Origin of the sequence: Lelliottia sp. WB101 (genome assembly GCF_003051885.1) — a bacterium.
Taxonomy (GTDB): Bacteria; Pseudomonadota; Gammaproteobacteria; order Enterobacterales; family Enterobacteriaceae; genus Enterobacter; species Enterobacter nimipressuralis.
This window is the reverse complement of sequence record NZ_CP028520.1, coordinates 1,636,743-1,660,644: the sequence shown is the minus strand read 5'-3', so window position 1 is coordinate 1,660,644 and position 23,902 is coordinate 1,636,743. Positions and strand designations below refer to the sequence as shown.

Here is a 23,902-nt window from a genome sequence, read left to right as displayed (position 1 = left end):
TTATGGCTGAATACAAACATCCCCTGCGCGTGGGCGTGGGTGGCCCGGTCGGGTCGGGTAAAACCGCTCTGCTGGAATCCCTGTGCAAAGCGATGCGCGACACCTACCAGCTCGCCGTTGTGACTAACGATATCTACACCAAAGAGGATCAGCGCATCCTGACGGAAGCCGGGGCGCTGGAGCCGGATCGCATTGTCGGCGTGGAGACTGGCGGCTGCCCGCATACCGCGATCCGCGAGGATGCCTCCATGAATCTCGCCGCCGTTGAGGCCTTGAGCGAGAAGTTTGGCAATCTGGATCTGATTTTTGTTGAAAGCGGCGGCGATAACCTGAGCGCCACGTTTAGCCCAGAACTGGCGGATCTGACGATCTATGTGATTGACGTTGCCGAGGGGGAAAAGATTCCGCGCAAAGGGGGGCCGGGGATCACTAAATCGGATTTCCTGGTGATCAATAAAACGGATCTGGCGCCGTACGTCGGGGCGTCTCTTGAGGTGATGGAGCGCGACACAAACCGGATGCGCGGTGAACGTCCGTGGACCTTTACCAACCTGAAAGCAGGCGACGGATTAGCGAAGATTATAGATTTTTTGGAAGTGAAAGGGATGCTGAAGGTTTAAGCGGGATTCGCCGGCATTGCAGGCCGCACATTTGTAGGCCCGGTGAGCGTTGCGCCACCGGGCAAGAAAGACACTTACGCAGCAGGCAGCTCAGCCAGCGGCCAGCGTGGGCGCACAGAGACGCTCAAATCCGCCGTCGCGCCTGCTTTCGCACGCACCATGCCCGCATATGCGATCATCGCGCCGTTGTCGGTGCAAAATTCCGGACGTGCGTAAAACACTTCGCCGCGACGTTTTTGCATCATCTCCGCCAGCTTCGCGCGCAGCGTACGGTTAGCGCTCACGCCCCCCGCCATCACCAGCCGCTTAAAGCCGGTCTGATCCAGCGCGCGTTTGCACTTGATCATCAGGGTATCCACCACCGCATCCTCGAAGGCGCGAGCGATGTCAGCGCGAGTCTGATCGTCATTTTCATTGTTGCGAATGGTATTCGCCGCAAACGTTTTCAGGCCTGAGAAGCTGAAGTCCAGCCCTGGGCGGTCGGTCATTGGACGCGGGAAAACAAAACGTTTTTCAACGCCCTGAGACGCCAGTTTCGACAACATGGGACCACCCGGATAATCCAGGCCCAGCAGTTTGGCGGTTTTATCGAAAGCTTCACCGGCGGCGTCATCAATGGACTCGCCCAGCAGTTCGTACTCGCCAATACCGGTCACGCTGATCAACTGGGTATGACCGCCGGAAACCAGCAGCGCCACAAACGGAAACTCAGGCGGATTCTCTTCCAGCATCGGTGCCAGAAGGTGCCCTTCCATGTGGTGAACCGCAATCGCCGGAACATCCCACGCAAACGCCAGCGAACGCCCTACGGTGGCACCAACCAGCAGCGCACCGACCAGACCCGGGCCTGCAGTATAGGCAACCGCATCGATATCTTTTGGGGTCAAACCGGACTCTTTCAGCGCCGCCTGAATCAGGGGAACTGTTTTACGCACGTGGTCGCGCGACGCCAGCTCCGGCACCACGCCGCCGTAATCAGCGTGTAATTTCACCTGACTATACAGTTGGTTGGCTAACAGACCTTTTTCGTCGTCGTAAATGGCGATGCCGGTTTCATCGCAGGATGTTTCAATACCCAGTACACGCATGGCTTAATTTACCTCTTTTCTGTACCGCGCAGTGTAGGGCGAATGCGGGTCGATGTATACCCTGAGGGGTGAGTTCGTGTATACTCTTACCCCTTACAAAAGTCCCGTTCAAAAACGGCATTGGTGCTTTACAAAGCAGCATGAGTTGCAGTAAAATTCCGCACCATTTTGAAATAAGCTGGCGCCGATGCCAGCGGCAAACCGAATTTATCAAAGGTGAGAGTTACATGCCGGTAATTAAAGTACGTGAAAACGAGCCGTTCGACGTAGCACTGCGTCGCTTCAAGCGTTCATGCGAGAAAGCAGGTGTTCTGGCGGAAGTTCGTCGTCGTGAGTTCTATGAAAAACCGACTACCGAACGTAAACGCGCTAAAGCTTCTGCTGTGAAACGTCACGCGAAGAAACTGGCTCGCGAAAACGCACGCCGTACTCGTCTGTACTAATCTGTTGAGGGCACACGCCCTCAATGGTCAGACTGAGTTATAGTCGTAAGGCCGTGCTTCCGGAAGGAATGCGCGGCTTATTTTCGTTTATGCGTTAGCAAATACACAAAATCATTCAAGACGCATCACGGCGGCAAGGTAGTGAATCCTCAGCGCTTACATCAGTAAGTGACAGGGTTAACGAGCGCAGCCAACGCAGAAGCAGCTTGAGGGATAAGGTGTAATTTTACGGGGCCTATGGCTGGACGAATTCCACGCGTATTTATCAATGACCTGCTGGCCAGAACCGACATCGTCGATCTTATCGACGCGCGGGTAAAGCTCAAAAAGCAGGGCAAGAACTACCATGCGTGCTGTCCGTTCCATAACGAAAAAACCCCCTCTTTCACCGTAAACGGTGAAAAACAGTTTTACCACTGCTTTGGCTGTGGCGCCCACGGGAATGCTGTCGATTTCCTGATGAACTACGACAAGCTCGAGTTCGTGGAAACCGTCGAAGAACTGGCGGCGATGCACAACCTTGAAGTGCCTTACGAAGCAGGCAGCGGTCCGAGTCAGATAGAACGCCATCAACGACAAACGCTTTACCAGCTGATGGACGGTCTGAATTCGTTTTACCAACAGTCTCTTAAGCAACATGCAGCTGAACCTGCGCGTCAGTATCTGACACAGCGCGGATTGAGCGACGATGTGATTGCGCGTTTCGCTATTGGTTACGCCCCGCCCGGCTGGGACAACGTATTAAAGCGTTTTGGTGGCAATAGCGAAGATCGTAAATCTCTGATCGATGCCGGCATGCTGGTGACAAACGATCAGGGACGAAGCTATGACCGTTTCCGCGAGCGGGTGATGTTCCCTATTCGCGACAAACGAGGCCGGGTAATTGGTTTTGGTGGACGCGTGCTGGGTGACGGCATGCCGAAATACCTGAACTCCCCGGAAACCGATATTTTCCACAAAGGTCGCCAGCTGTATGGCCTTTATGAAGCCCAGCAGGATAACGCTGAACCCCGGCGTTTACTGGTGGTCGAAGGCTATATGGACGTGGTCGCGCTGGCGCAGTACGACATCAACTACGCGGTTGCGTCGTTGGGAACGTCCACCACCGCCGACCACATTCAGCTCCTGTTCCGGGCGACGAATAACGTCATCTGTTGTTATGACGGTGACCGTGCCGGACGCGATGCCGCCTGGCGTGCGCTGGAAACTGCACTACCTTATATGACCGACGGGCGCCAGCTGCGCTTTATGTTCCTGCCCGACGGTGAAGACCCGGATACGCTGGTGCGTAAAGAGGGCAAAGCGGCGTTTGAAGCGCGGATGGAGCAGGCTCAGCCACTCTCCACGTTTCTGTTTAACAGCCTGATGCCGCAGGTCGATTTGAGCACACCAGACGGACGCGCCCAGCTAAGCACGCTGGCACTGCCGCTGATTTCTCAGGTTCCGGGCGAAACGCTGCGCATTTACCTGCGCCAGGAGCTCGGCAACAAGCTCGGCATTCTGGATGACAGTCAGCTTGAACGTTTAATGCCTAAACTGGCTGAAAGCGGTGCGGTTCGTCCCGCGCCACAGCTAAAACGCACAACCATGCGTATACTGATAGGGTTACTGGTGCAAAACCCTGAGCTGGCGCCGCAAGTGCCGCCGCTCGCGGGGTTGAACCATGAAAAGCTGCCAGGACTTGGCTTATTTTCAGAACTGGTCAACACGTGTCTGTCGCAACCAGGTCTGACTACCGGCCAACTGTTAGAGCACTATCGCGGCACAAAAGAGGCCGCCACCCTTGAAAAACTGTCGATGTGGGACGATATAGCTGATAAGGACATTGCAGAAAAAACGTTCACCGACTCACTCAACCATATGTTTGATTCGATGCTTGAACTGCGCCAGGAAGAGCTGATTGCTCGCGAGCGTACACATGGCTTAAGCAGCGAAGAGCGCCGGGAACTCTGGATGTTAAATCAGGAACTGGCGAAGAAATAAACTGAACAAAAACCGTTCACGTTGTATCAAAGCAGAGACAACGTGAAGGATGCAGCATTTAACGGCTTAAGTGCCGAATATCGATCGGGAAGCCCCCGGCAGCCGCACTGAGAGGCAGCGGCAAAAATATAAGTACGCCCTCGCTTCAAAGGTTGGCAGCGACACCGCCGACACCAATTAAACGAATTAAGTGTGGATACCGTCTTATGGAGCAAAACCCGCAGTCACAGCTGAAACTTCTTGTCCAACGTGGTAAGGAGCAAGGCTATCTGACCTATGCCGAGGTCAATGACCATCTGCCGGAAGATATCGTCGATTCAGATCAAATCGAAGACATCATCCAAATGATCAACGACATGGGCATTCAGGTGATGGAAGAAGCACCGGATGCCGATGATCTGTTGCTGGCTGAAAACTCCAACAACACCGACGAAGATGCAGAAGAAGCCGCTGCACAGGTGTTGTCCAGCGTTGAGTCTGAAATCGGGCGTACCACTGACCCGGTGCGCATGTACATGCGCGAAATGGGCACCGTTGAACTGTTGACCCGCGAAGGCGAAATCGACATCGCGAAACGCATCGAAGATGGGATCAACCAGGTTCAGTGCTCCGTTGCCGAATACCCTGAAGCGATCACCTATCTGCTTGAGCAGTACGATCGCGTCGAAGCCGAAGAAGCGCGTCTTTCTGACCTGATCACCGGTTTTGTCGATCCGAATGCTGAAGAAGATCTGGCGCCAACCGCGACCCACGTCGGTTCTGAACTGTCTCAGGAAGAGATGGATGATGACGAAGACGAAGAGGAAGAAGACGGCGACGATGACAGCAGCGATGACGACAACAGCATCGATCCTGAGCTGGCGCGCGAGAAATTTGGCGAACTGCGCACCCAGTACGAACTGGCTCGCGACACCATCAAAGCCAAAGGCCGCAGCCATGCCGCCGCTCAGGCCGAGATTCAGAAACTGTCTGAAGTTTTCAAACAGTTCCGCCTGGTGCCGAAACAGTTCGACTACCTGGTGAACAGCATGCGCGTCATGATGGACCGCGTTCGTACTCAAGAACGTATTATCATGAAGCTGTGCGTTGAACAGTGCAAAATGCCGAAAAAGAACTTCATCACCCTGTTCACCGGCAACGAAACCAGCGAAACCTGGTTCAACGCGGCTATCGCGATGAACAAACCCTGGTCTGAAAAACTGCACGACGTGGCTGATGATGTTCAGCGCGGCCTGCAGAAACTGCGTCAAATCGAAGAAGAGACCGGCCTGACTATCGAGCAGGTTAAAGATATCAACCGTCGCATGTCCATCGGCGAAGCGAAAGCCCGTCGTGCGAAGAAAGAGATGGTTGAAGCTAACTTACGTCTGGTTATTTCTATCGCGAAGAAATACACCAACCGTGGTCTGCAGTTCCTGGATCTGATCCAGGAAGGTAACATCGGTCTGATGAAAGCGGTTGATAAGTTTGAATATCGTCGCGGTTACAAGTTCTCCACCTACGCAACCTGGTGGATCCGTCAGGCGATCACCCGCTCTATCGCGGATCAGGCGCGCACCATCCGTATCCCGGTGCATATGATTGAGACGATCAACAAACTCAACCGTATCTCCCGTCAGATGCTGCAAGAGATGGGCCGCGAGCCGACGCCAGAAGAGCTGGCTGAGCGCATGCTGATGCCTGAAGACAAGATCCGTAAAGTGCTGAAAATTGCCAAAGAGCCTATCTCCATGGAAACGCCAATCGGCGACGATGAAGATTCGCATCTGGGTGATTTCATCGAGGATACCACCCTCGAGCTGCCGCTGGACTCTGCGACTACCGAGAGCCTGCGTGCTGCCACTCACGACGTTCTGGCGGGCCTCACCGCGCGTGAAGCGAAAGTCCTGCGTATGCGTTTCGGTATCGATATGAATACCGACCACACGCTGGAAGAAGTGGGTAAACAGTTCGACGTTACCCGCGAACGTATTCGTCAGATCGAAGCGAAGGCCCTGCGCAAACTGCGCCACCCGAGCCGTTCTGAAGTTCTGCGTAGCTTCCTCGACGATTAATCGGCCCTGAAAAGTAAAAAGCTCCCAACCGGGAGCTTTTTTTTCATCTTTTTTCAGCAGAGTAGAACCACAACCCCCTACCGCCCTCGCACCATCAACGCCTCATCGAGTTCACGATAGGCTTCGACCAGCTTGTCGAGCGTCGCCCTGTTCAGCCCACTCGGATTTGGCAGCACCCACACCTGCGTCATGCCAATGGTGATTCTCTGCTTGCCCCACTGCGCACCGCGCTGGCTAAAGGCCTGCTCGTACGCCTGCTTGCCAAGGATCGCCAGCGCCGAAGGCTGGTAATCTTCTATTTTCTTCACCAGTTCCCGCCCGCCGCTACGCAGCTCATGCAGATTCACCTCTGTAGCCTGGACTGTCGGGCGCTCCACCAGCATGGTAATCCCGCAGCGGGTATCCAGCAGATGCTGCTCCTCTTCAGGCTTCAGCAGCCGATCGGTGAATCCTGCCTGATGAATGACCTTCCAGAAACGATTTCCCGGATGGGCAAAGTGAAAACCTGTATGGGCGGAAGACTTGCCTGGGTTGATCCCGCAGAACACCACCCGCAGCCCCGGTGCCAGAATATCGTTGATCATCTCACTCCCCGATGAATGTATCTTGTAGTTAGTATAAAGGATTGATAATGCGTTGTTTATAAAAACAGCAGGCAGGAGGGAATGGCTGGATTGCAGCAGGGAGTTACTTTATAATTCACCGCCACGGCCCCTTAGCTCAGTGGTTAGAGCAGGCGACTCATAATCGCTTGGTCGCTGGTTCAAGTCCAGCAGGGGCCACCAAATTTTAGCTTTATAATCATATAATTAAGCCACTCTCGCGAGTGGCTTTTTTGTTGCCTGAGCTTTTGATGGCGATGAAATGGCGGTAGACTTCTTACCGCCATTTTCTTTAAGGTATAAAAAACCCGCTCGCGGCGGGTTAGTTTAAAGGGGGGTAACAGGCACTAGCCTTTAAGTGTGGATCGCGACACTTTAGGGGTAACTCCACCAGTGGTAACAATAAATCGCTCTACCGATTCCATCGTCACGAAAGTGCAACTGCAATTGATGTTTGTGCACTGATGATAACGTTCTTTGGTATTCTCGCTAAGGTATCGACTCGTACGGGCATGTGCCGCTTGCTTACACTCAGGACAATGAAACATAACTGGCTCCGCAATTCACTAAAAGTGAACTTATAATACCCAATAAATCACTAAATGGGTATTATTTTATCCCTTCCCTTCTTCTGTGACATATTCAATATCTGAGGATTTCACTTGCAGCTCAAGCGTCGAAGTGAAACCGTTGCTATTAAGACGATGCACTACCCGGCTGATTACCCATGCTTGATTATCTATGACGTTCTTGAATCCTCTGACTGTAACAGGTATTTCAGGAAACAGATCTGCACGGCCAATTGCGAGCGTGATAGAAAACTCAGCTGCACCACGCTGTATCTCTTCCCATTTGGCCTGCGCCGCACGGATGGCCTGCGCTTTGCTAGCGAAAATGGTCGTTAACTCCAGAACATTTTCCGGTTCTCCAGCCATGTATTCACCGTTTCGTGCGCCCTGATTCCCGCTCGGCTTGCTCGCTGACGGTGTCATAGTGGCATCCGGATGTTGCCAGGAATGTAGATCCTGCTCTTTCGACACACGTTTGAGATTAACGTTTTGGTTTTGCTGACTCGGGTCTTTGGTTTGCAGCCATTTGGCTGTAACACCGCTATACGCCCCCCGATCGGCAATAGTAAATTGATGGCTGTCTCCATCGCCACGTTCTATGACCCTTTGCGGGAAGGGTTTATTACTTGCATTCGTCGCACTCCCCTTTTTCAGGAAAAGGAGTTTTCCGGCCTTTACGGAGACAACCGCACCATTTCGCTCGGCCAGCCGCGACAAGAATACAGCATCAGACTCCTGCGTCTGATCGATATGGGGCACCTCAACAGGTACCAAACTCTCGGCTATCCTGGCTATGAGCTTATTCCGCTGAGCAATGGTGTCGACAATTGTCCCAAGCGTTGTATCATGCCAGGACTGCTCGCGACGCGAGTTGAGCGATCCTCGAAAATCAGCACTGCGTGCACGAATGGTGAGAACGTCTGGAGCACCTCGATACGCGATTTCGTCTACGATAAAACTCCCCTTTCCCAGCAATGCCGATCCCTGCCAGCCTAACCACAAACTCAAAGAAGCACCGCGCGGTGGTAACTCAACCAACCCGTCAGAATCATCAAGCTCTATATCAAGCTGGTCAGCTTCAAATCCATTATTATCAGTCATTGTCAGACTGATGAGCCGCTCTCTGAAAACCTCAGTAATATCATCCTTACCGAAAGCGAGCATAAAATCGGGAGCAATGCATGCACCTGCCTGGAGAGTCATTCCCGTTATCATCCCACCAGTCCTCCCGCCCAGCTACCCACTGATGACACCAGGGTTTCGGCTTGTGCTTTTAAATCGCCATACATAACAACCAGGGATTCATCGACTCTCTTTAAAGTCAGGTTAAACTCGATTTTTCTGGCAGACCCATCACTGTAAAGATCCGTGTGAGTATGTGTTACCTTTTCAACCACATACATGCCGTGAATCATTCCACTACCGTCGATCAGTGGCCATGCACGTCCCTCGTTGGCCATCAATTCGATCGCCAAAAGCGATAAGTTACCGCCAGTAATTTCTGGGTAGAGCGTACCGGAGAGTGTGCGTGTGGTTTCTCCCTCACCAAGAAATTGATACGCAGGTGACTTGCCGATGCGGTTATTTGATGCCCATCGATAATCTTTTGTATATTGCATCGACTGATACGGTAGCGTTCGGCGCTCAAACACAAATAAACCCAATACCATTAACACTGTCTAAATCTCCTCAGTCATGCGAAAAGCTTGAGCGCTGATATGAACGCTCTTGACGAGCGAGGTTATCAACGGCTTCTCTGAGCCGACGGTCTAAATCACTGTTCGGCAGAACATCACCTTGCAAAGTGATGCTGTACTCTCGCTTACTGTTGTCGATAAAAGATCGCCCAGCGGGGGCAGATAGCGGCTGATAAAGCGGATAGCCGCTTAATGTGGATGTCGGCGGAATATAGGTTCCGTCAGGCGTCACGGCCGTGGTTTTCACCTTAGTCTCGGTATCTTCAAGTTGACCGGACTCTTTTTTGATAATGCCGAGTTTGTCCAATAACCAGCTTGCTTTACTGCTCAGACTGTTAAAGATATTAAGTGGCGCCATGAGCGCATTGGCCAGTGCCTGGCCAAACATTACCCCCACATTCTTACAGCGTTCGAGCGTTTCTTGTGTCGCCTTAACGGGTTCAAGCAGATCAGTGAACCACTGCCAGATGCTGCCGAGCTTCTCAACGAGAAAATCAAATGCCGGCGCAAGCGGGGAAAAAATTTCTGCCAGCGGAGCAAAAGCGGTACCAAGTCCCTCAATAACGCCGCCAAAGAATGCACTGAGTGGTTCCCAATATTTACGGATCAGCAGGGCTCCACCGACAATCGTCGCCACAACAGCTATAACTGGCCACGTGATGGCCCCAAGAGCTGAGGCGATAGCGCCGCCGGTTAGAGTAAATATTGTCCCCAGCATGCTTGCTGCAGCAATAATGACATTCACCCCGGCAATCAAAGGCCATACGATTTGCCCGACACCTCCCAGCACGCCGACCAGCGCCAGCGTACTCGTGGCAACGTTCAATAGGGTTTGGGTCAGTTCGGGATTTGTCTGAACCCAGCTTGCGGCCATGCCAACCCAGGTGTTTGCAGAAGCCGTCAGACGCCTTAGGGCAGACTCTTCTTGCGCAAAAACATCAATTTTCAGACCATCCAGGGTCGACCGTAGTTTTACTAAATCTCCATCGAGATTATCGGACTTGATACTGGCGATGCGTGAAGTACTCCCTTTGGCAGCGAGCATTTGCTGACGTTTGTTGTCAAGAGTTCCATCACCGGCAGCGGAAACCAGTGCTCCTGCCCCCTTTACAGCCTCTTCACCGAACAGGCTTTTCAGGTATTCGGCCTGCTGCGCCATATCAAGTTTGTTTGTCTCAAAGGCGTGATAAATATCTTTAAATACCTTCTCGACCGGAAGCTTATTTCCGTTACCGTCGTGTGTGCTAACCCCCAGGGAATTGAGGGCAACAGGCGCCTGGCCTGTCATCGCATCCAGACGGCTCAAAATAGTGTTGATATTACTCCCGGCGCTGGCACCTTTAATATTGTGGTCTGCCAGGATGCCGAGCATCGCCGTTGTGTCTTCAAGACTTTCACCAGCCATTTCCGCACCTGGTGCAACGTTTTTCATCGCCGCAACCAAATCATCAAGACTCGTGCTCGATGAGTGGAGGCTTTGTGTCAAGACATCAGAAATGCGTTCGATCTCTGTTATCGGCAACTTAAACGCCGATTGCACCGTAGAAAGTGCGCCAACAGCATCGCTGGCTGCAAGACCATTAGCTTGCCTCATTGTCACTGTCGAGTCGGTTGCCATGAGAACGTCATTCGCATTGTAACCTGAGCTTGCGAGCACACCCTGTGTTTGAGCTACGTCGACTTGAGAGAGATATCCTTTAGAACCAATATCTTTAGCCTGCTGGCGAAGAGCAGCCATCCTTTCATCATTCTTATCAATACCGAGAGTCGACTGCGTATCCGACATCTGTTTGGTGAAAGCGACGCCCGGCGCAAAAAATTGAGACAAACCATGGAATCCAGCACTCGCCGTATTTATTCCCGCCGCCCCCGCATCACGTATGCCGAAGGCAAGCGTTTTACCGGACTCGTAGCGGCGCTTTATTGCATCGACTCTTTCCTGCTGCTGATTGACGCGGGAAAGAGCGTCACGCTGCATATTTAGCTGTTGCGTGGTCTGTCTAATCGTGACTTTCACACGCTGTGCATCAGCAGAGAGTGTACGCGTGTTAATGCCCGACTGAGAAAGCTCGGAACGCTGGCGCTGTAAGGACTGGCGCATACCGTTGTATTTACTCTGCAGCTCAGCTGCAGATTTTTTTGCAACATCCAGCGCCTGCGACTGTGCCAGCGTGGGTGCTTCGATATTCTTAAACTGAATGGCCAGTGCTGCCGCCTCCTGCTTCGCTTTTGCAAGAGACCGCCCGGTTAGAGAAAGCTGAGCGCTGGCTTTCCTGAACCCATCAATACGGGCTGCCTGCACGTTGAGATCGCGCAGAGATTGCTCAGAATCACGGATGTCACCCGCAAGGGATTTGCTGGCAGTCCGGATAGCATTGAGCGGTCGGTTTGCGCGTCCAACGGCATTAAGCAGCGCCTCAAGTTTCACGTTATTGCTCATAGTGGTTTCCGCTTCGCTGTAGCGCCTTGTCGCGCCAGGTTATGAGTTCGGCCACGTCCAGAGGATACAGCTCGGATGGCGGCCAGTGAAAAATCACAGCAATATCCGCCATCAGGTCATCTACCGACAATTGGTCGGGGAAATTCAGCGAGCCGAAGCAGGTGATAAAAAACCAACCACCTTACCGGCAAGTGCAATGAGATCTGCGGCATCCAGTTGAGCAATCTCATGTTCGTTCAGCGCCGGGTAGGTCATTCGAGGTAAAACCTTAATTAAGGCGTCAACATCACAGTTTGCCAGTGCAGCCAATGACACTCCGCGGAGTGTCCCCGCGTTGGGCCTGGATACAGTAACCTGCTCAATTTTTTGCTCACCGCGCATCAGCGGATTGTCGAAGGTCACAACGTTTGAATTTCCGGTATCAATAATATTTTCCATTTGTCACTCCCTCAAAAATAGAAGAGACCGGCCTGCCTGAGCGGCCGGTCAACAACATTACAGGCCAATAGCCTTACGGTGTTCGGCCAGACGGTCTACACCGTCGACCTTCAGCACCATGTTGACGATGTCAATTTCAATGACTTCTTTTCCGTCAATTGTCAGCTGGTAATAAGCACAATCAGTTGTCATTTTCGTTGTACCGCTTTCGCCCTGCTTGTTCTCACCGCAGTCGTACTCTTTATGACGACCTCGCATCACCACCTCGACGGCGGAAATTGCACCGGTGTCATCGCGCTGATAGGAGCCAGTAAAACGCAGCGGTACGCTGTCTGCACCAGGGGATGCATACTGCGCCCATAGTGCGACATCCGGCAGACCACCGAGCGTCCATTCAAGGGATAGCGCATCATCATCAAGGCCCATATCAATGGATACCGAACCCGGCATCCCGCCGCCGCGGTATTTCTCCAGCTTGCGGGTCAGCTTCGGCAAAGTGACGGATTCAACGACGCCCATGTAGCTCAGGCCATCGTTAAACATGTTCAAATATTTTAATTTACGTGGTAACGCCATGCTGTTAGCTCCTTAGCCGTTGACCGAATCTGACAGATTAGCCAGATAGGTATCAGTGATGCGCTGGCGCAGGGTCAGGTTTTCCAGCGGTGGGACGGGGGTATAGTCGTAATCGATATACAGTTTGCCCGCTTTAAGCGTCGCAACATCGTTGGACTCAGGGTCGTACCAGCAGGAGCCATCGACGATATAACCATTACTTTTCAGCTCACGGAACTTGGCATTAATGCCCGCCACGATGTCGCGAATAAGGGTCGGGGTAATCGGTTTATCCATCGCCCACGCATGTGCTTCCGCCATGGTGTCGGCCAGTACCTGCGCGGTACGGGTGTAGTTTTCAAACAGGAAAAGAGGATCATCCGCGCAGGTGCGGTTACCCCAGAATTTGAAACCATCATTGCGGATCAGCGTGGTCACACCAGCCTGATTAAGCAGGTTGGCGTCGGTCGCCGGTTCCTGCAAATCCCAGGAGACTGAGGCGCTAACACCGGTGACGCCATTCACGCCGACGTTTGACAGGGTTTTATGCCAGCCGGTTGTCTGGTCGATTTTGGCACGCAGGCCCAGCGCGCGCGCCGTCGCCCATGCGGTATCTGTTGCGTTTGTCGTAGTGTCCCACGCCAGAAAATCGGGGAAGATCACCATCAGCTCACGCTGGCTGAAATTCTTGCGATAGTCGATGGCCTCGGAAATGGTTTTACAGTCCCACGCACTGACATAGCCAAAGGCGCGCAGGCTCTGACAGGTAGCGGCAAGCGCAGTCGCTACTTCCTGCGAATCCAGCCCCGGCACGCCGAGAATGCGCGGCTTAACGCCGGTGACAGTCTGCGCCGTCAACAGCGCTTTCAGGCCGGTGTATTTGCCGTTTTCGTCCGTGGTGCCAATAATGTTGGAAATCGTTTGTTTCTGAGCCGCGTCGGGGGCCTCAGGGTCTTCGACACCTTCGGCCACACGTACAACCACAATGACCGGTTTGCACTGGTCAGCGATCGCCTGTAGTGAAGATGATAGTGTTCCCTGTTTGCCGGCTTTACTAATAGCGCTTTGCACATTAGTAATCAGCACAGGTTCATTAAGAGGGAAAACCGTCTCGTCAGCATCGCTGGCGGTACAGACCATGCCGATGATGGCTGTTGAGACAGTGGAAATGGTGCGCACGCCGTCATTAATCTCGATGACCTGCACGCCGTGATGATAGTCGCTCATCCATTTAACTCCGTGGTTTAGTGGTGAGACTATTGTCAACGTCATACCTTGCAAGCGCGACGGGAAGGGGTTGGAGCGGGGATTACACAACAATAAGCCCTCCGGAGGAGGGCTTTATTTATTCTGGGAGTTGCGGCCAGTCAACCGGGCGTGTCACTGATACAGTATCGATTTTTTCAACCTCATCGATGTAATCCAGAACAGCGAACAGTTTTGCTGCTTCGAGTTCAGTTAGTGTCCGACCTGCCTGCAGTTTGAGTTGAATCACACTCACTGACTGCATCGCATCACTGATGAGCATTTGCTTTTGCGACTCCGCCATTGCAGGGTAGTCAGGCTCAATAGCTTTAAGTACTGGCATACCCTCTTCGTTCGGCACAATTGAATTACCTTTGGTCTGCCCTTCGATTAAATGCTGATACCAGCTTTGAGAGATGATTGACGCATCACCAGGCCAGCTTCCTACCGCTTCATAAAGCCCTCTGTCGGACTCAAAGTAAAAGCCAGACAGTTCAGCACTATAATAAATACTATTCATATCAGTACCCTTTAGCCTGAATAATTACAGCGACTTGCCCGATGCTGCCGTAAGCCCTGTTTGCCATGACAACACAGCCCGTATTTGTTTTTGAGATCAGTTGGAACATCCCTTCCGTATTGCTACTACCGTTGGCGTTTAATGTACTGACCGAAACTGATAAGCAGGCTGACGGAAACGCTTTAGGGAATGTGATCGCCTGCGTCGTCTCGCTGGTCATTGTCGCCCCCTGCACCCACTGCTCAATAATGCCGGTGCTTCCGCATTGCCACCATCCATTCGCCGCCTTTGATGCCGAGTTTGGTGCAGCAAACGAGCCTTTGGGCTGAAAACGTCCGTCGCTTTCGGCTTTGGTATACGCCCCCGTACGCGGCATATATCCCGCATCTGATTGTGCTTTTGTGTAGTAGCGAGCATCGAAGTTGCTGTAATCTGATGGCACGGTCTGACCAACGACATTCAATCCATGCCCCATTGATACCCGACCAGTTGCCAAAGATACCTGGATAGGGCGCAGGCTGTTATAACCGCCATATTGGTCGCCAGAATTCGTGAACATTAGATAATGGTTGGTACCATCATTACGCCAAAACGCTCCATAATTCCCGTACACTGAACGGAAACTATTTGAGCTTGTACTTTGCACTTCAACATTAGCTCTGAAGGGACCACTGTTTACAGATACTGGCTTTCCAGCTGCTGGGGTTATGGCAATTGACCCATCCTCACCTAAGACAATCCCGCTACCGCCTTTATAGTTGTAGAGCGATACGTGATAATTTGCGCTTCCACGTCCGACATAAAATAGGTTATCGCCGTTGTAATCCTTGCCTAAAAGATAGCTCGACTGGCCTGCTGCCTGTGACCATAAAGAAACAGTTGCACCGTTACCTTTAACAGCAATCCATTTCTGAAATGTACCGCCTTGAGAGGCTGAAACCGCATCAACATCCGCTGCAGCTGGCCTATTTTTATCTGTGTAGAAATACTGATAATCCTTGCTACCCACGCTCGATGCACCATCCCAACGAAACGCAATTTTTCCATTTTGATCAGCTGGGATAATCAGATGACGGCTTTGTTTGATTCCTCCACCGTCCTGATTAAGAGTATAGGTATATGCATATGGACCACCCGCTACAGCGTGCGTCCAGAAACCGGAAGGCAAATCCGTCGGGATATTGTCATAACTGTTACTCGCTACAGCTGGCGTTCGGGGTGCTACCCCACCTAACCCCATCCAGCCAGCCACCGGTACTCTCCCGGCAGTCGTGTCTATCATTGAGGTGACAACATCAGCTTTTGCCGCCGTTCCCAGACTCCTTTTAACACCGGCCAGGTCATCATTGACGGTTTTCACCGCTTTCGGTGTCGCGGCGAGCGACTCAGACACACTGTCAGTAGCGCTACTGAGCTGCACAATCCCCTTCTGCGCCGTGGTCGCGTCCTGAGCCGTATACTTCGCACTGGCGAAGTCATAGACCGCTTTAACCGCTTTCGGTGTGGCTGCAAGTATCTCAGACGCGCTGTCGGTCGCACTGCTTAACTGCGTGAAACCCTTTTCTTTCAGCGTGGCGTCGGGATGGCGACGTGACTGCTCATGCTCCGCAAGTTTGTCGTCGACATACTCCTGCGTTGCCATCACAAGCGTAGTATCGATGGACAGCTCGACCGTCTCGATATCGCTCACCATGATTACCATGCGCAGCGTCTGCGCGCGCCCTGACCCTTCCGCCAGCTCGGGCTTGTAGCTTTCTGCCATATTACCGACCGCAATCAGCGTGCCGGTGTCATCGTAAAGCCCCATTTCACGCAGCCAAAAACCGCCGGTCTCAGGTGGAATCACCAGCTCCGCGACGACATAGTTTTTGTGCTTTTTATCCTGGCTGATTTTATTCAGCGCATGACGCCAGACCTCATTGACCAGTTTTGTCTGGCTGGCGTTTGGCTCGGGTAGCGTGCCGCCACCATCCCCGACGGCCATCGCCACAAAATTGACTTTCTTCCCGTTCGGGACGCTCGCCGCCGCCAGCTTTTCAGCACCGGCTTTGGTGATAACGGTTTTATATTTTACTGTCATTGTGCTCTCACTTATCCGGGGTAAACCGTGGTGATATCGCCGTCATAGTTCAGGGCGCCGTAATACAGATGCCCCGGAATATCCTGAATAATATTCAGACCAATAAGATGACGGCTGGCTGGTTTTGCATCGGCAATCAGCCTTTCCATTTCGTAATACATTTCCTCGGAGATGCCGGTCTCTAACACACCGATATCGAGGCGGAATGTGCCGGGCGGGTCGTTGGTTTCCCACCACTCCGTCACGTTAATCAGATACCCGAGCGGCTCGACCACCCGGCGCACCGCACCAATCGTCCCTTTGTGCGCATGGATATACCACGCCGCGCGGATCACCTCGCGTTTGGTCTCTTCCGGCCAGCTCTCATCCCAACGGTCGACCGAAAACGCCCAGGCAAGCCAAGGCAGCAGATTTGCCGGGCAGGTATCGGGACTCCAGAGACGGCGCAGGGGGATCGGCGTATTTTCGATATCGGCACAGGCTCGCGCCGCCGCCACCTCAAGCGGCGAGGAGCCGACCGGCAACAGGCGGGCGTCACTCATCATTGCCCCCGATGGTTACGCTATATTCACTACACCAGGAAGCCTGTGTACTATCGAGCACGATGTCAGCCAACGGTGCGGCCAGCTCAACACGCTGCACCCCCTCAACGTGAAGGGCGGCATAAATAGCCGATTTACGGATATCACGCCCGAGACGGTGCTGGGCGCTGATATAACTCTTAAGCTTCGCCTTTGCTGCACTGAGCACCGGCTCGCTTTCAGGGCCTGGATAAAGAAATAGTGAGGCGTCGACTTTATAGTCAATAATATTTGCCGATTGCACGGTGACGCGATCGGCGACCGGCCTTACGTCCTCATCATTGAGAGCATTTCGGATGACGGCGAGCAGTTCTTCTGAGGCCACGCCATTATTTTCGCGAGACAATACCGAAATGGTCACGTTCGCAGGCTCGGGGCTAATTACAGAAATATCCGCAACCCTGCCGTCAGCACTGCGGCCATGAAACTGATATGCGCCGGTTGAGCCAGCCACACTCATTCCTTCAAAGGCTTGCTGGATACGCAGGCGATAATCGGTATCAGCTTCCATCACCGCAGGCGTGGGCGGTAGCGAGGACTCATCCCCTGGGGTGATCACAAGACGTGTGACGTTATAATTTGCACCAATATTATCGAGATCATTCCCGGCGGCGTAGGCCAACATGACCGCACGCGCCGCTTCATTAACATGCTGACGCCAGATGACTTCCCGGTAAGCATTTTCCTGCAACAGCTTCACAATGGGCTCAGATTCAAGCGTCAGAGTACGTGCAATAGCCTCCTGCTGATCTTCGGGATACAGGGAGATGAGGGTCGCCTTTCGTTCTGCAAGAAGGATTTCATAATTCAGCTCTTCCACGACATCGGGGCGGCGAGCTGGCTTAGATCTACAATAGCCATAACGTTTAACTCAGTGGAATGGTAAGGGAAAAAGGCTGGCCTGAAGTCGAGCGTGCGCCAGTAATATCGACAAACAGCGCTCCGTCATCGTTAGGGTGTTCAAAGATGATGGTCGAGAGACTCACACGAGGCTCCCACTTCTGAATCGCGGAGTAGCACGCAGCCATAATCTGCAGGCGCAACGCCGGGGTCTGCGGCTGGTCAATCAATGCTGACAACAAGGATCCGTACTCACGTCGCATGACGCGTGAGCCAACCGGCGTGACCAGAATGTCGCGCACGCTTTGCCTGATATGGTCGGCCTCAGAAATACTGAGTCCGGTCTGGCTGTTCATTCCAAGATAGCGCACTGTCATTTGGTCTCCTTCGTCCAGCTCCCGCCGCTCTGCACATTGCCGTGTGCATGGTCATCCACCTGCACGCCGTTGGAGGTAAACTTCCCGCCGGTGTGCTCGATGTCTCCTCTCATCGTCCCGCCCTTCTGCACTTCGAGTGAGCCGGTAATCAGCTTGTTGGTACAGACCACCTCGGGTGTATCGAGGGTGATGCGGGTTTCAGCTTTAACCAGCACAACAGGGACGCTGGCCGTGATGGACTCGCTAGCCGTGATGTTGGCGGTTGTGATCCCGGAGACAGTAAGCGCCCCATTTTCTGGTTCGTACTCAATCATTGCCCCATCAGGAAACGAGACGTGAAATGCATCAGGAGAAGCAGAGGGGGCAGGATGGTCATCCGAGAAAATACCCGGTAGCACAAAGGCGGTGTCGAGCTCGCCGCCAATGGCAAGAACCAGTACCTGCTCGCCAACGGAAGGTGCCCACCACACCCGCGCGCGGCCAGCACGACAGGTCAGCCAATTGAGCCACGTAGTTTTCATCCCTCCGGTCTGGACGCGACAGAGCCCCTCCTGAAGAGAGACATCTGTTACTACGCCGATGCGGATAAGATTACGGATTGCACGAGCGATACCGTGGATTGAAGTTAGCGTATTCATGAGGAGAGAATGCCGAGGGTTCAGAGCAGCAGCAATGAGGCTAAGTTTTCTGCTGGATGAAACAACAATTTGCGGCCGCAGGGCATGATAATTTACATGCGTAAAACAACACCCTGAGCGCTAAACACGCTATCGCCGAGAATAGACAATCCTCTAAATATAAATCCAGGTCATTAAGTTCATTTCAGAACCCATACGGTATCGTTTTTAATCAGGCTTCTATCACCGGCAATTTACTCACTCCACTGGCTGACGAGTTCCCCATTAATGTACAACTCTTTAGGCCGAGTAATAGGTGCAGGTAACGGTGGTTCAGGAGAATAACTGGCGCGTAATGTGCCATTTTCCTCTGTGACAAGAATCCGCTCGGTCAATTGCAGACTGAAGCTAATATCTTTACTTTCATCATCATTCATGACTATCTGAAAGAGATAGCCATTTTTACGCCCTTCATCCAGCGTGAAAATATCAGGTTGATTTTCCCGAAGCCAAGCTAACAGGGGCACGAAAAGTTGATTGGATTCGCCGACAAAATTTTTAACAAGACCTTTCAGGGTATATTTCTTTTCAAATGATAATGAGACGGAGAGACGTGCATCAATATTTCCGTTCTCAACAGAGAAGCGCAACATTTCTGGGTGAGCACTTAGCTGTGGAATAGCGTCAATTAATGCCTGACGTAAGCTATTTGGTTTATTCATTACTTTTATCCTGACACTCTTTGATGGTTTCGATTTGCAGCGCGCAGGTAACCAGTGCCTGCTCGAGCCTGCGTATATCTGCACTGAGATCGCCATTAGTCATCGGTTCGCTGCCTGGCATTGGGCATGAGCTCACTCTCGGGCAGATGTTGTAGACAGCGTGCAGCGGAGGCACAGCCGGTGCGGGTGTGCAAGCGGCGCACCACATCAGGCAGACGGTCACGGTACCAACGGCGTAAAGCTTCATTTTCATTCATCAACCTTGTAATAGTCTCCTCACGCTTTGCCCGCTGCTCACTCAACATTGAAAGTTCGTCACGCAGCCTGACCTGCGCGTTTTCATTATCTCGGGCTACTCGCAGTGAGACAGAGAGTTGATTTTTCAGGTTTGCAATAATGTTTTTTTGCTCGCCAGCAACTTGATTTACTTTTTCGAATGATCGAGAAAGGTTCAGATTTTCGCGGCTCAACCACAGTACTGAGGCAAGCAGCCCGGCCAGTATAAGTAGCAGGACTTTCATGGAATCCCTTTGATGCAATATGCTTTTTCCCGTATACGTCGATTCTCAAGACCAGTATTCCTGATACCTTTCACATATACCCAGCGCGGAAACTGATCGCATGCCTGTTGCCACTGCTGGCGCTGAACAAATGACATCAGCGTCGACCGGCATGCGGCTCCCGCGCCAACGTTAAAGGCAAAACTAACCAACGAGTCATATATACGAGGGGGTATTTCGGCTGACACACACGCAGAAAGTCTCTTCTCAACATTGCGCACATCAGCAACAAGATTTACAGCCGCTTCGCGTTCACTGATATCTTCTTTAGGCACAACGCCAGCCGTATGGCCAATACCTGACGTCCACACACCCGCACTGCACTGATAAGGTCTCAGCCGACAGCCCTCAAGATCGGCAATCAGCGCTAATCCCTCAGGAGACGTTTTCAGCAAATGAAAGTCTGGCAGCAGGGCTGCGAACATTAGTACGCTGGCTACACTGCAGCGCTTAATGATTGAATTCACGAATCGCCTTCTCATCAAACCCGAGTGAGGTCAGATAACGGTATGTTTTGCGCTTAAACCAGTAATTCGTCAGCGCCGTAAAAATGGCACACATCCCCCCACGTAGAGTGCTACTTTTTCAGGTGACATTGCCCCAAAATAGGCGAGGCAAACGGCTAACCAGTAAGCTACAAACGTTGTGATTTTTTCCAGACTTAGTCCCATAGATGCACAGCCTCAGCTTTTGCTGCGCTATCAACCTCAGGAATTTCAATCGCCTTGCCGTGTGGCACAATAACGCCTGAAGCAGCAAGACCGGGATTTGCTTCTAACACTGTTTCAACGACGCCCTCTGTACGCCCGTAATAACGCGCACAAATAGCATCAAGCGTGTCCCCCTGCATTGCGTAGATCTTCATCAAATGCTCCCAACAAATGGATTTTCGGATCTAAGATAGTTTCCAGAGCAGGTGTTAAATCGGCTACTGCTTACAGACGTGCAATCACGCGCACAACATTCCTTTATCGCTGGAAGCCCTCATATAAATGACAAAATACATAATGCCCGCCACTGATGAGACAATGAGCAGCGTAAATAAAATCAGGTGAACGTAGAGCTACAGAAACGGAACGCTACAACTCTGGAGTGGAAAAATAAGGTTGGGGGCGTGCTAACATATACTGCATTAACTATGTTCGTATCAGCAGCCCCTGTTTAGGGATATAACCTTTGATGGGCTGAGTATTAATAGCTATCGCCAGCTCTCATCTTCCCAGACTTCCTGAAGAATATTGTCTAGGGCTTCACGATCGGACTCTTTATCAAAGCCCCTCAATTCTACACCTGTCACAGAACCCTTTTTAACGGTGACATGCGTTGATGGGAACAAAGAATGAATTCGTCGGGTCAGCTCATATTGAAAGGCATCAACCATCGTCTGTCCTATTTTTTGTTCTTGGTCTAAGGCGATATTGACTTTCACGTAGCCTCCCCTCTTTTTTAATCTTTCTGGTGCAGGCGTTGCTGAAAAGACAACTGTAAAGGCATTGCCTTTCATCAAGTTCCCTCTCGCAATCTCAGCGATTAAATTCAGGGCAATTTCACGATCTCTTTCCTGGCAAGTTCCTTCAGCTGTCAGACGGGCAATCATCTCGACTCGCTCAATCATAACTTGCTCGTTTAACTCTCTGTCCACACAACCTCCACCATGAGTAACTGTATATACATACAGTAGCACGTATTACTAAAAGCTGGGAAGAAAAAAATCAGAGGCAGCATATGTATCTTCATGATATCGATGGATATTAATGGGATGCACGCAACCTTCTACGGCTAAAAACACTTCGGATTTCACTTAATTCGGGTTCACACTCAGCCCTTAGACGAAGCGTTCTCTGGCGTTGAAAGGCTTTTCAAGTCGTCTGGCCAACGCGCTTGGCCAACCTGTATCTCACGCCCGCAATAAATATCAATATCCTGCTCTGGCAGCCTGAGTTGAGCCTTCAATAGCCGCCTTTTACGTAGACCTAAGGGCTTTGATAAAGCGAATACCGGAGGATCGCTTTCACTCTCCGTACAGTTAATGACAGAACTCCAAGAGGGCGTAGGAGCGCCCTTAACGTCAACGGCCAAATCAACGGCCCGCTTCGGCACAATTTTCCATTGCGTGAGCCGGGTTAAAATTGGAGTACCTGCACCGACGGCGGAATCGTACACGCCACGAATACAAACGATTTCCTCTCCATACTGGTTAAATTCGGTGCGAGGCTCATACAGCGTGCGCACCTGCAAATCATCGCGACGGACAAACGGCCCACCCTGCGCATTAACGTAACCGGCCCAGTCACCGGCGTCGGCGGTATCGTGGACGGCGGCAAACTCAACGCTCAGGCCGTGCGCGGTCTCGGTATCCGCGAGACGACGCAACTCACGGTAGACCGTCACTGGCGCACCGCCGATAAATTGAAACTGACGAATGTGCCAGCGCGCCGCCCATGCCGAAACGGAAGAGGCGGTCTCTTTCAGTAGCTCACCGCTTTCGTCATCGGTTTCACCCTCAAGAGCATAACCGTCGATATTTTTGGAAATGTATTTAGCGACATAGCCGGTCGCGCTGCCCTTTGCCGGGTCAATAACCTCAGCATGAAAGCGTGCCTTTTTAGCTTTATCACTTCTGAGTTCCTGGCAGTCTTCCTCCCACGCATAATCGCGAATGATGAGGCGCACGCGCTCTGCATCTTCTGGCAGCATGAACATAAGCATGTGCCAGTGTGGCGTACCGTCATGATGAGGCTCAGCAACACGGATACCGAATATACGGATGTCTTCCCGGTGCAGCCTGGCGCGAATACGCGCCCACAGGCCGGTGAGATAACTCTGCGTGTCCGACGGGCTGGCTCCGTTCCATTTGCTGTTACGGTAGCCCGCTTTTGTTGTTGCGTGATATTTAGACGGCGCGGTCAGGGTGTAAAACTCCCCGACATAACCAAGCTCATTGCAGATATTTTCAAACCCACGGATGCGGGTCATCAGCTCGCAGCGGCGTATCGCAGGGTTAGCGACCGAACCGTCGTATTTTTCAATCAGGCTGATGCGGTTACCGTCTTCGTCTTCGAGATCCAGCCCCTTGAGAAATTCACGCGTGCGGCGCTTCTGCTCGCGCCAGTCGGTCACGCAGTTTTTACTCGCGTAGGCGTGCCGTTTTTTGCTGACATTGCCAACGGCAATTTGCAGGTGTTCGCGCCATGCAGCCACAATACGGCGCAAACGACCACGCCACCACACTTCACTGAACATGCGCATTACTGCCGGTGCAATGACATCCTCCCCGACATATTTCTTTGTGAATTTCTCCCAATGCGGCGGAATAATGTTGAATTGCAGGGATATAAAACCGGCACGCATGTACCAGGTGTACAGCGTTTTAAGCTCGCTAAACCCAATGTCGTCAATGTTAGCCAGTTCAGCGCGAATGAAATTAGCAATATCAGCGGCCAGCAGGTCAATATCGGCGCGACACATGTCCGGAAGGCGGTTATATCTGGCGACCATATTGACCATGCGTGATGCCAGATATTGCATAATCTGGGTATCGAAATGACCACCAAAAACAGCAGCTGATACATTGCGATTAATACCCGTACACTCGTATTTTTTTGCGACCCGCTCAACGCGTGGCAATGCCTTTTTGCAAAAGCTGATTAAAAAAGCGTTGGCTCGTTGGCTGCCCTTATTTTTTTCCAGCAGCGCAGCAGTGCGGTAAATATCAAAACGCACGCACTCCGGCTGGAGAGAAAGCGCCTTTCTCGCATGCAGCAAAGCCGCGAACATACGGTCGCGGCGATACTGTTGCTCATAGGTCAGATATGGGCTGGCTATTGCAGGTCGCGCTGCGTTCCATGGGTAAGCGAGCTGAATAGCCAAG

General features: G+C 52.1%; 25 protein-coding genes, 1 tRNA gene and 3 pseudogenes. 5 read left to right on the top strand and 24 right to left on the bottom strand.

From position 1 onward, the window contains the following. The first annotated feature begins 2 nt into the window (after positions 1–2). A complete protein-coding gene (gene ureG, locus DAI21_RS08015; RefSeq protein ID WP_102104800.1) occupies positions 3–620 on the top strand; it encodes an urease accessory protein UreG in 618 nt (205 codons plus the stop codon). A gap of 74 nt (positions 621–694) precedes the next feature. Here the strand turns inward: ureG and tsaD are convergent, their stop codons facing one another. Continuing rightward, positions 695–1,708 carry a tRNA (adenosine(37)-N6)-threonylcarbamoyltransferase complex transferase subunit TsaD gene (gene tsaD, locus DAI21_RS08010; RefSeq protein ID WP_100778874.1) on the bottom strand — a complete coding sequence of 338 codons (1,014 nt, stop codon included), beginning with the start codon at positions 1,706–1,708 and terminating at the stop codon, positions 695–697. A gap of 227 nt (positions 1,709–1,935) precedes the next feature. Here tsaD and rpsU point away from each other — a divergent pair, with 227 nt between their 5' ends. The 3 genes from rpsU to rpoD all read left to right on the top strand — a co-directional run bounded on the left by rpsU (position 1,936) and on the right by rpoD (position 6,188). Then, positions 1,936–2,151: a 30S ribosomal protein S21 gene (rpsU, locus tag DAI21_RS08000; protein WP_001144069.1), complete on the top strand. Its 216-nt coding sequence runs from the start codon at positions 1,936–1,938 to the stop codon at positions 2,149–2,151. 237 nt (positions 2,152–2,388) lie between these two features. Beyond that, positions 2,389–4,134, top strand: a complete 1,746-nt coding sequence (dnaG, locus tag DAI21_RS07995; protein ID WP_100778873.1) for a DNA primase — start codon at positions 2,389–2,391, stop codon at positions 4,132–4,134. Positions 4,135–4,340: 206 nt separating this feature from the next. After that, the gene (gene rpoD, locus DAI21_RS07985) at positions 4,341–6,188 is read left to right on the top strand and encodes an RNA polymerase sigma factor RpoD (RefSeq protein WP_100778872.1); all 1,848 of its coding nucleotides are present in this window, start codon (positions 4,341–4,343) and stop codon (positions 6,186–6,188) included. 77 nt (positions 6,189–6,265) lie between these two features. Here rpoD and mug read toward each other — a convergent pair whose 3' ends face one another. Next, positions 6,266–6,772 carry a G/U mismatch-specific DNA glycosylase gene (mug, locus tag DAI21_RS07980; RefSeq protein ID WP_100778871.1) on the bottom strand — a complete coding sequence of 169 codons (507 nt, stop codon included), beginning with the start codon at positions 6,770–6,772 and terminating at the stop codon, positions 6,266–6,268. Between the two features lie 125 nt (positions 6,773–6,897). On the opposite strand from mug, the gene DAI21_RS07975 reads away from it, so the two are divergent. After that, positions 6,898–6,973: transfer RNA gene (locus DAI21_RS07975), tRNA-Ile, on the top strand. 164 nt (positions 6,974–7,137) lie between these two features. Here DAI21_RS07975 and DAI21_RS07970 read toward each other — a convergent pair. The 22 genes and pseudogenes from DAI21_RS07970 to DAI21_RS07865 all read right to left on the bottom strand — a co-directional run bounded on the left by DAI21_RS07970 (position 7,138) and on the right by DAI21_RS07865 (position 23,901). Then, a complete protein-coding gene (locus tag DAI21_RS07970; RefSeq protein ID WP_107702815.1) occupies positions 7,138–7,338 on the bottom strand; it encodes an ogr/Delta-like zinc finger family protein in 201 nt (66 codons plus the stop codon). A 66-nt stretch (positions 7,339–7,404) separates the two neighbouring features. After that, a complete protein-coding gene (locus tag DAI21_RS07965) occupies positions 7,405–8,574 on the bottom strand; it encodes a phage late control D family protein (protein ID WP_107702814.1) in 1,170 nt (389 codons plus the stop codon). Beyond that, the gene (locus DAI21_RS07960) at positions 8,571–9,035 is read right to left on the bottom strand and encodes a phage tail protein (RefSeq protein WP_107702813.1); all 465 of its coding nucleotides are present in this window, start codon (positions 9,033–9,035) and stop codon (positions 8,571–8,573) included. The genes DAI21_RS07965 and DAI21_RS07960 overlap by 4 nt, the downstream gene beginning before the upstream one ends. Before the next feature lie 13 nt (positions 9,036–9,048). Next, positions 9,049–11,496 carry a phage tail tape measure protein gene (locus DAI21_RS07955; protein WP_107702812.1) on the bottom strand — a complete coding sequence of 816 codons (2,448 nt, stop codon included), beginning with the start codon at positions 11,494–11,496 and terminating at the stop codon, positions 9,049–9,051. Further along, the gene (locus tag DAI21_RS07950) at positions 11,486–11,608 is read right to left on the bottom strand and encodes a GpE family phage tail protein (RefSeq protein ID WP_102104805.1); all 123 of its coding nucleotides are present in this window, start codon (positions 11,606–11,608) and stop codon (positions 11,486–11,488) included. Before DAI21_RS07950 ends, DAI21_RS07955 begins: the two co-directional genes overlap by 11 nt. 32 nt (positions 11,609–11,640) lie before the next feature. Further along, a complete protein-coding gene (locus DAI21_RS07945; protein ID WP_107702811.1) occupies positions 11,641–11,934 on the bottom strand; it encodes a phage tail assembly protein in 294 nt (97 codons plus the stop codon). Between the two features lie 57 nt (positions 11,935–11,991). Next, positions 11,992–12,510 carry a phage major tail tube protein gene (locus DAI21_RS07940; RefSeq protein ID WP_102104807.1) on the bottom strand — a complete coding sequence of 173 codons (519 nt, stop codon included), beginning with the start codon at positions 12,508–12,510 and terminating at the stop codon, positions 11,992–11,994. 12 nt (positions 12,511–12,522) lie between these two features. After that, a complete protein-coding gene (locus DAI21_RS07935) occupies positions 12,523–13,716 on the bottom strand; it encodes a phage tail sheath protein (RefSeq protein WP_107702810.1) in 1,194 nt (397 codons plus the stop codon). A 118-nt stretch (positions 13,717–13,834) separates the two neighbouring features. Next, positions 13,835–14,254 (bottom strand): tail fiber assembly protein, encoded by a 420-nt coding sequence (locus DAI21_RS07930; RefSeq protein ID WP_107702809.1) that lies wholly within the window; start codon positions 14,252–14,254, stop codon positions 13,835–13,837. Position 14,255: 1 nt separating this feature from the next. After that, complete coding sequence (locus DAI21_RS23190) at positions 14,256–16,334, bottom strand: phage tail protein (protein ID WP_234419519.1); 2,079 nt, start codon at positions 16,332–16,334, stop codon at positions 14,256–14,258. A gap of 11 nt (positions 16,335–16,345) precedes the next feature. Beyond that, positions 16,346–16,876 carry a phage tail protein I gene (locus DAI21_RS07915; RefSeq protein WP_107702808.1) on the bottom strand — a complete coding sequence of 177 codons (531 nt, stop codon included), beginning with the start codon at positions 16,874–16,876 and terminating at the stop codon, positions 16,346–16,348. Continuing rightward, positions 16,869–17,776, bottom strand: a pseudogene (locus DAI21_RS07910) (baseplate assembly protein). Before DAI21_RS07910 ends, DAI21_RS07915 begins: the two are co-directional and overlap by 8 nt. Before the next feature lie 5 nt (positions 17,777–17,781). Continuing rightward, on the bottom strand, positions 17,782–18,132 hold the full coding sequence (locus DAI21_RS07905) for a GPW/gp25 family protein (RefSeq protein ID WP_107702806.1): 351 nt from the start codon (positions 18,130–18,132) through the stop codon (positions 17,782–17,784). Beyond that, the gene (locus DAI21_RS07900; protein ID WP_107702805.1) at positions 18,129–18,770 is read right to left on the bottom strand and encodes a phage baseplate assembly protein V; all 642 of its coding nucleotides are present in this window, start codon (positions 18,768–18,770) and stop codon (positions 18,129–18,131) included. Before DAI21_RS07900 ends, DAI21_RS07905 begins: the two co-directional genes overlap by 4 nt. 233 nt (positions 18,771–19,003) lie before the next feature. After that, on the bottom strand, positions 19,004–19,471 hold the full coding sequence (locus DAI21_RS07895) for a phage tail protein (RefSeq protein WP_107702804.1): 468 nt from the start codon (positions 19,469–19,471) through the stop codon (positions 19,004–19,006). After that, on the bottom strand, positions 19,464–19,724 hold the full coding sequence (gene lysC / locus DAI21_RS23185; RefSeq protein ID WP_234419518.1) for an Rz1-like lysis system protein LysC: 261 nt from the start codon (positions 19,722–19,724) through the stop codon (positions 19,464–19,466). The genes DAI21_RS07895 and lysC overlap by 8 nt, the downstream gene beginning before the upstream one ends. Continuing rightward, a pseudogene (locus tag DAI21_RS07890) lies at positions 19,648–19,992 on the bottom strand (LysB family phage lysis regulatory protein); the annotation flags it as partial. The pseudogene DAI21_RS07890 and the gene lysC, both read right to left, overlap by 77 nt. Further along, the gene (locus tag DAI21_RS07885; protein WP_107702803.1) at positions 19,989–20,498 is read right to left on the bottom strand and encodes a lysozyme; all 510 of its coding nucleotides are present in this window, start codon (positions 20,496–20,498) and stop codon (positions 19,989–19,991) included. The pseudogene DAI21_RS07890 and the gene DAI21_RS07885, both read right to left, overlap by 4 nt. Further along, positions 20,482–20,702 (bottom strand): annotated as a pseudogene (locus tag DAI21_RS23180) (primosomal protein). Before DAI21_RS23180 ends, DAI21_RS07885 begins: the two are co-directional and overlap by 17 nt. Next, positions 20,693–20,896 carry a tail protein X gene (locus tag DAI21_RS07875; RefSeq protein WP_102104819.1) on the bottom strand — a complete coding sequence of 68 codons (204 nt, stop codon included), beginning with the start codon at positions 20,894–20,896 and terminating at the stop codon, positions 20,693–20,695. Before DAI21_RS07875 ends, DAI21_RS23180 begins: the two are co-directional and overlap by 10 nt. A 333-nt stretch (positions 20,897–21,229) precedes the next feature. Further along, positions 21,230–21,673 (bottom strand): DinI-like family protein, encoded by a 444-nt coding sequence (locus DAI21_RS07870; protein ID WP_107702802.1) that lies wholly within the window; start codon positions 21,671–21,673, stop codon positions 21,230–21,232. Between the two features lie 176 nt (positions 21,674–21,849). After that, complete coding sequence (locus tag DAI21_RS07865) at positions 21,850–23,901, bottom strand: replication endonuclease (RefSeq protein ID WP_107704228.1); 2,052 nt, start codon at positions 23,899–23,901, stop codon at positions 21,850–21,852. Position 23,902 lies beyond the last annotated feature (1 nt).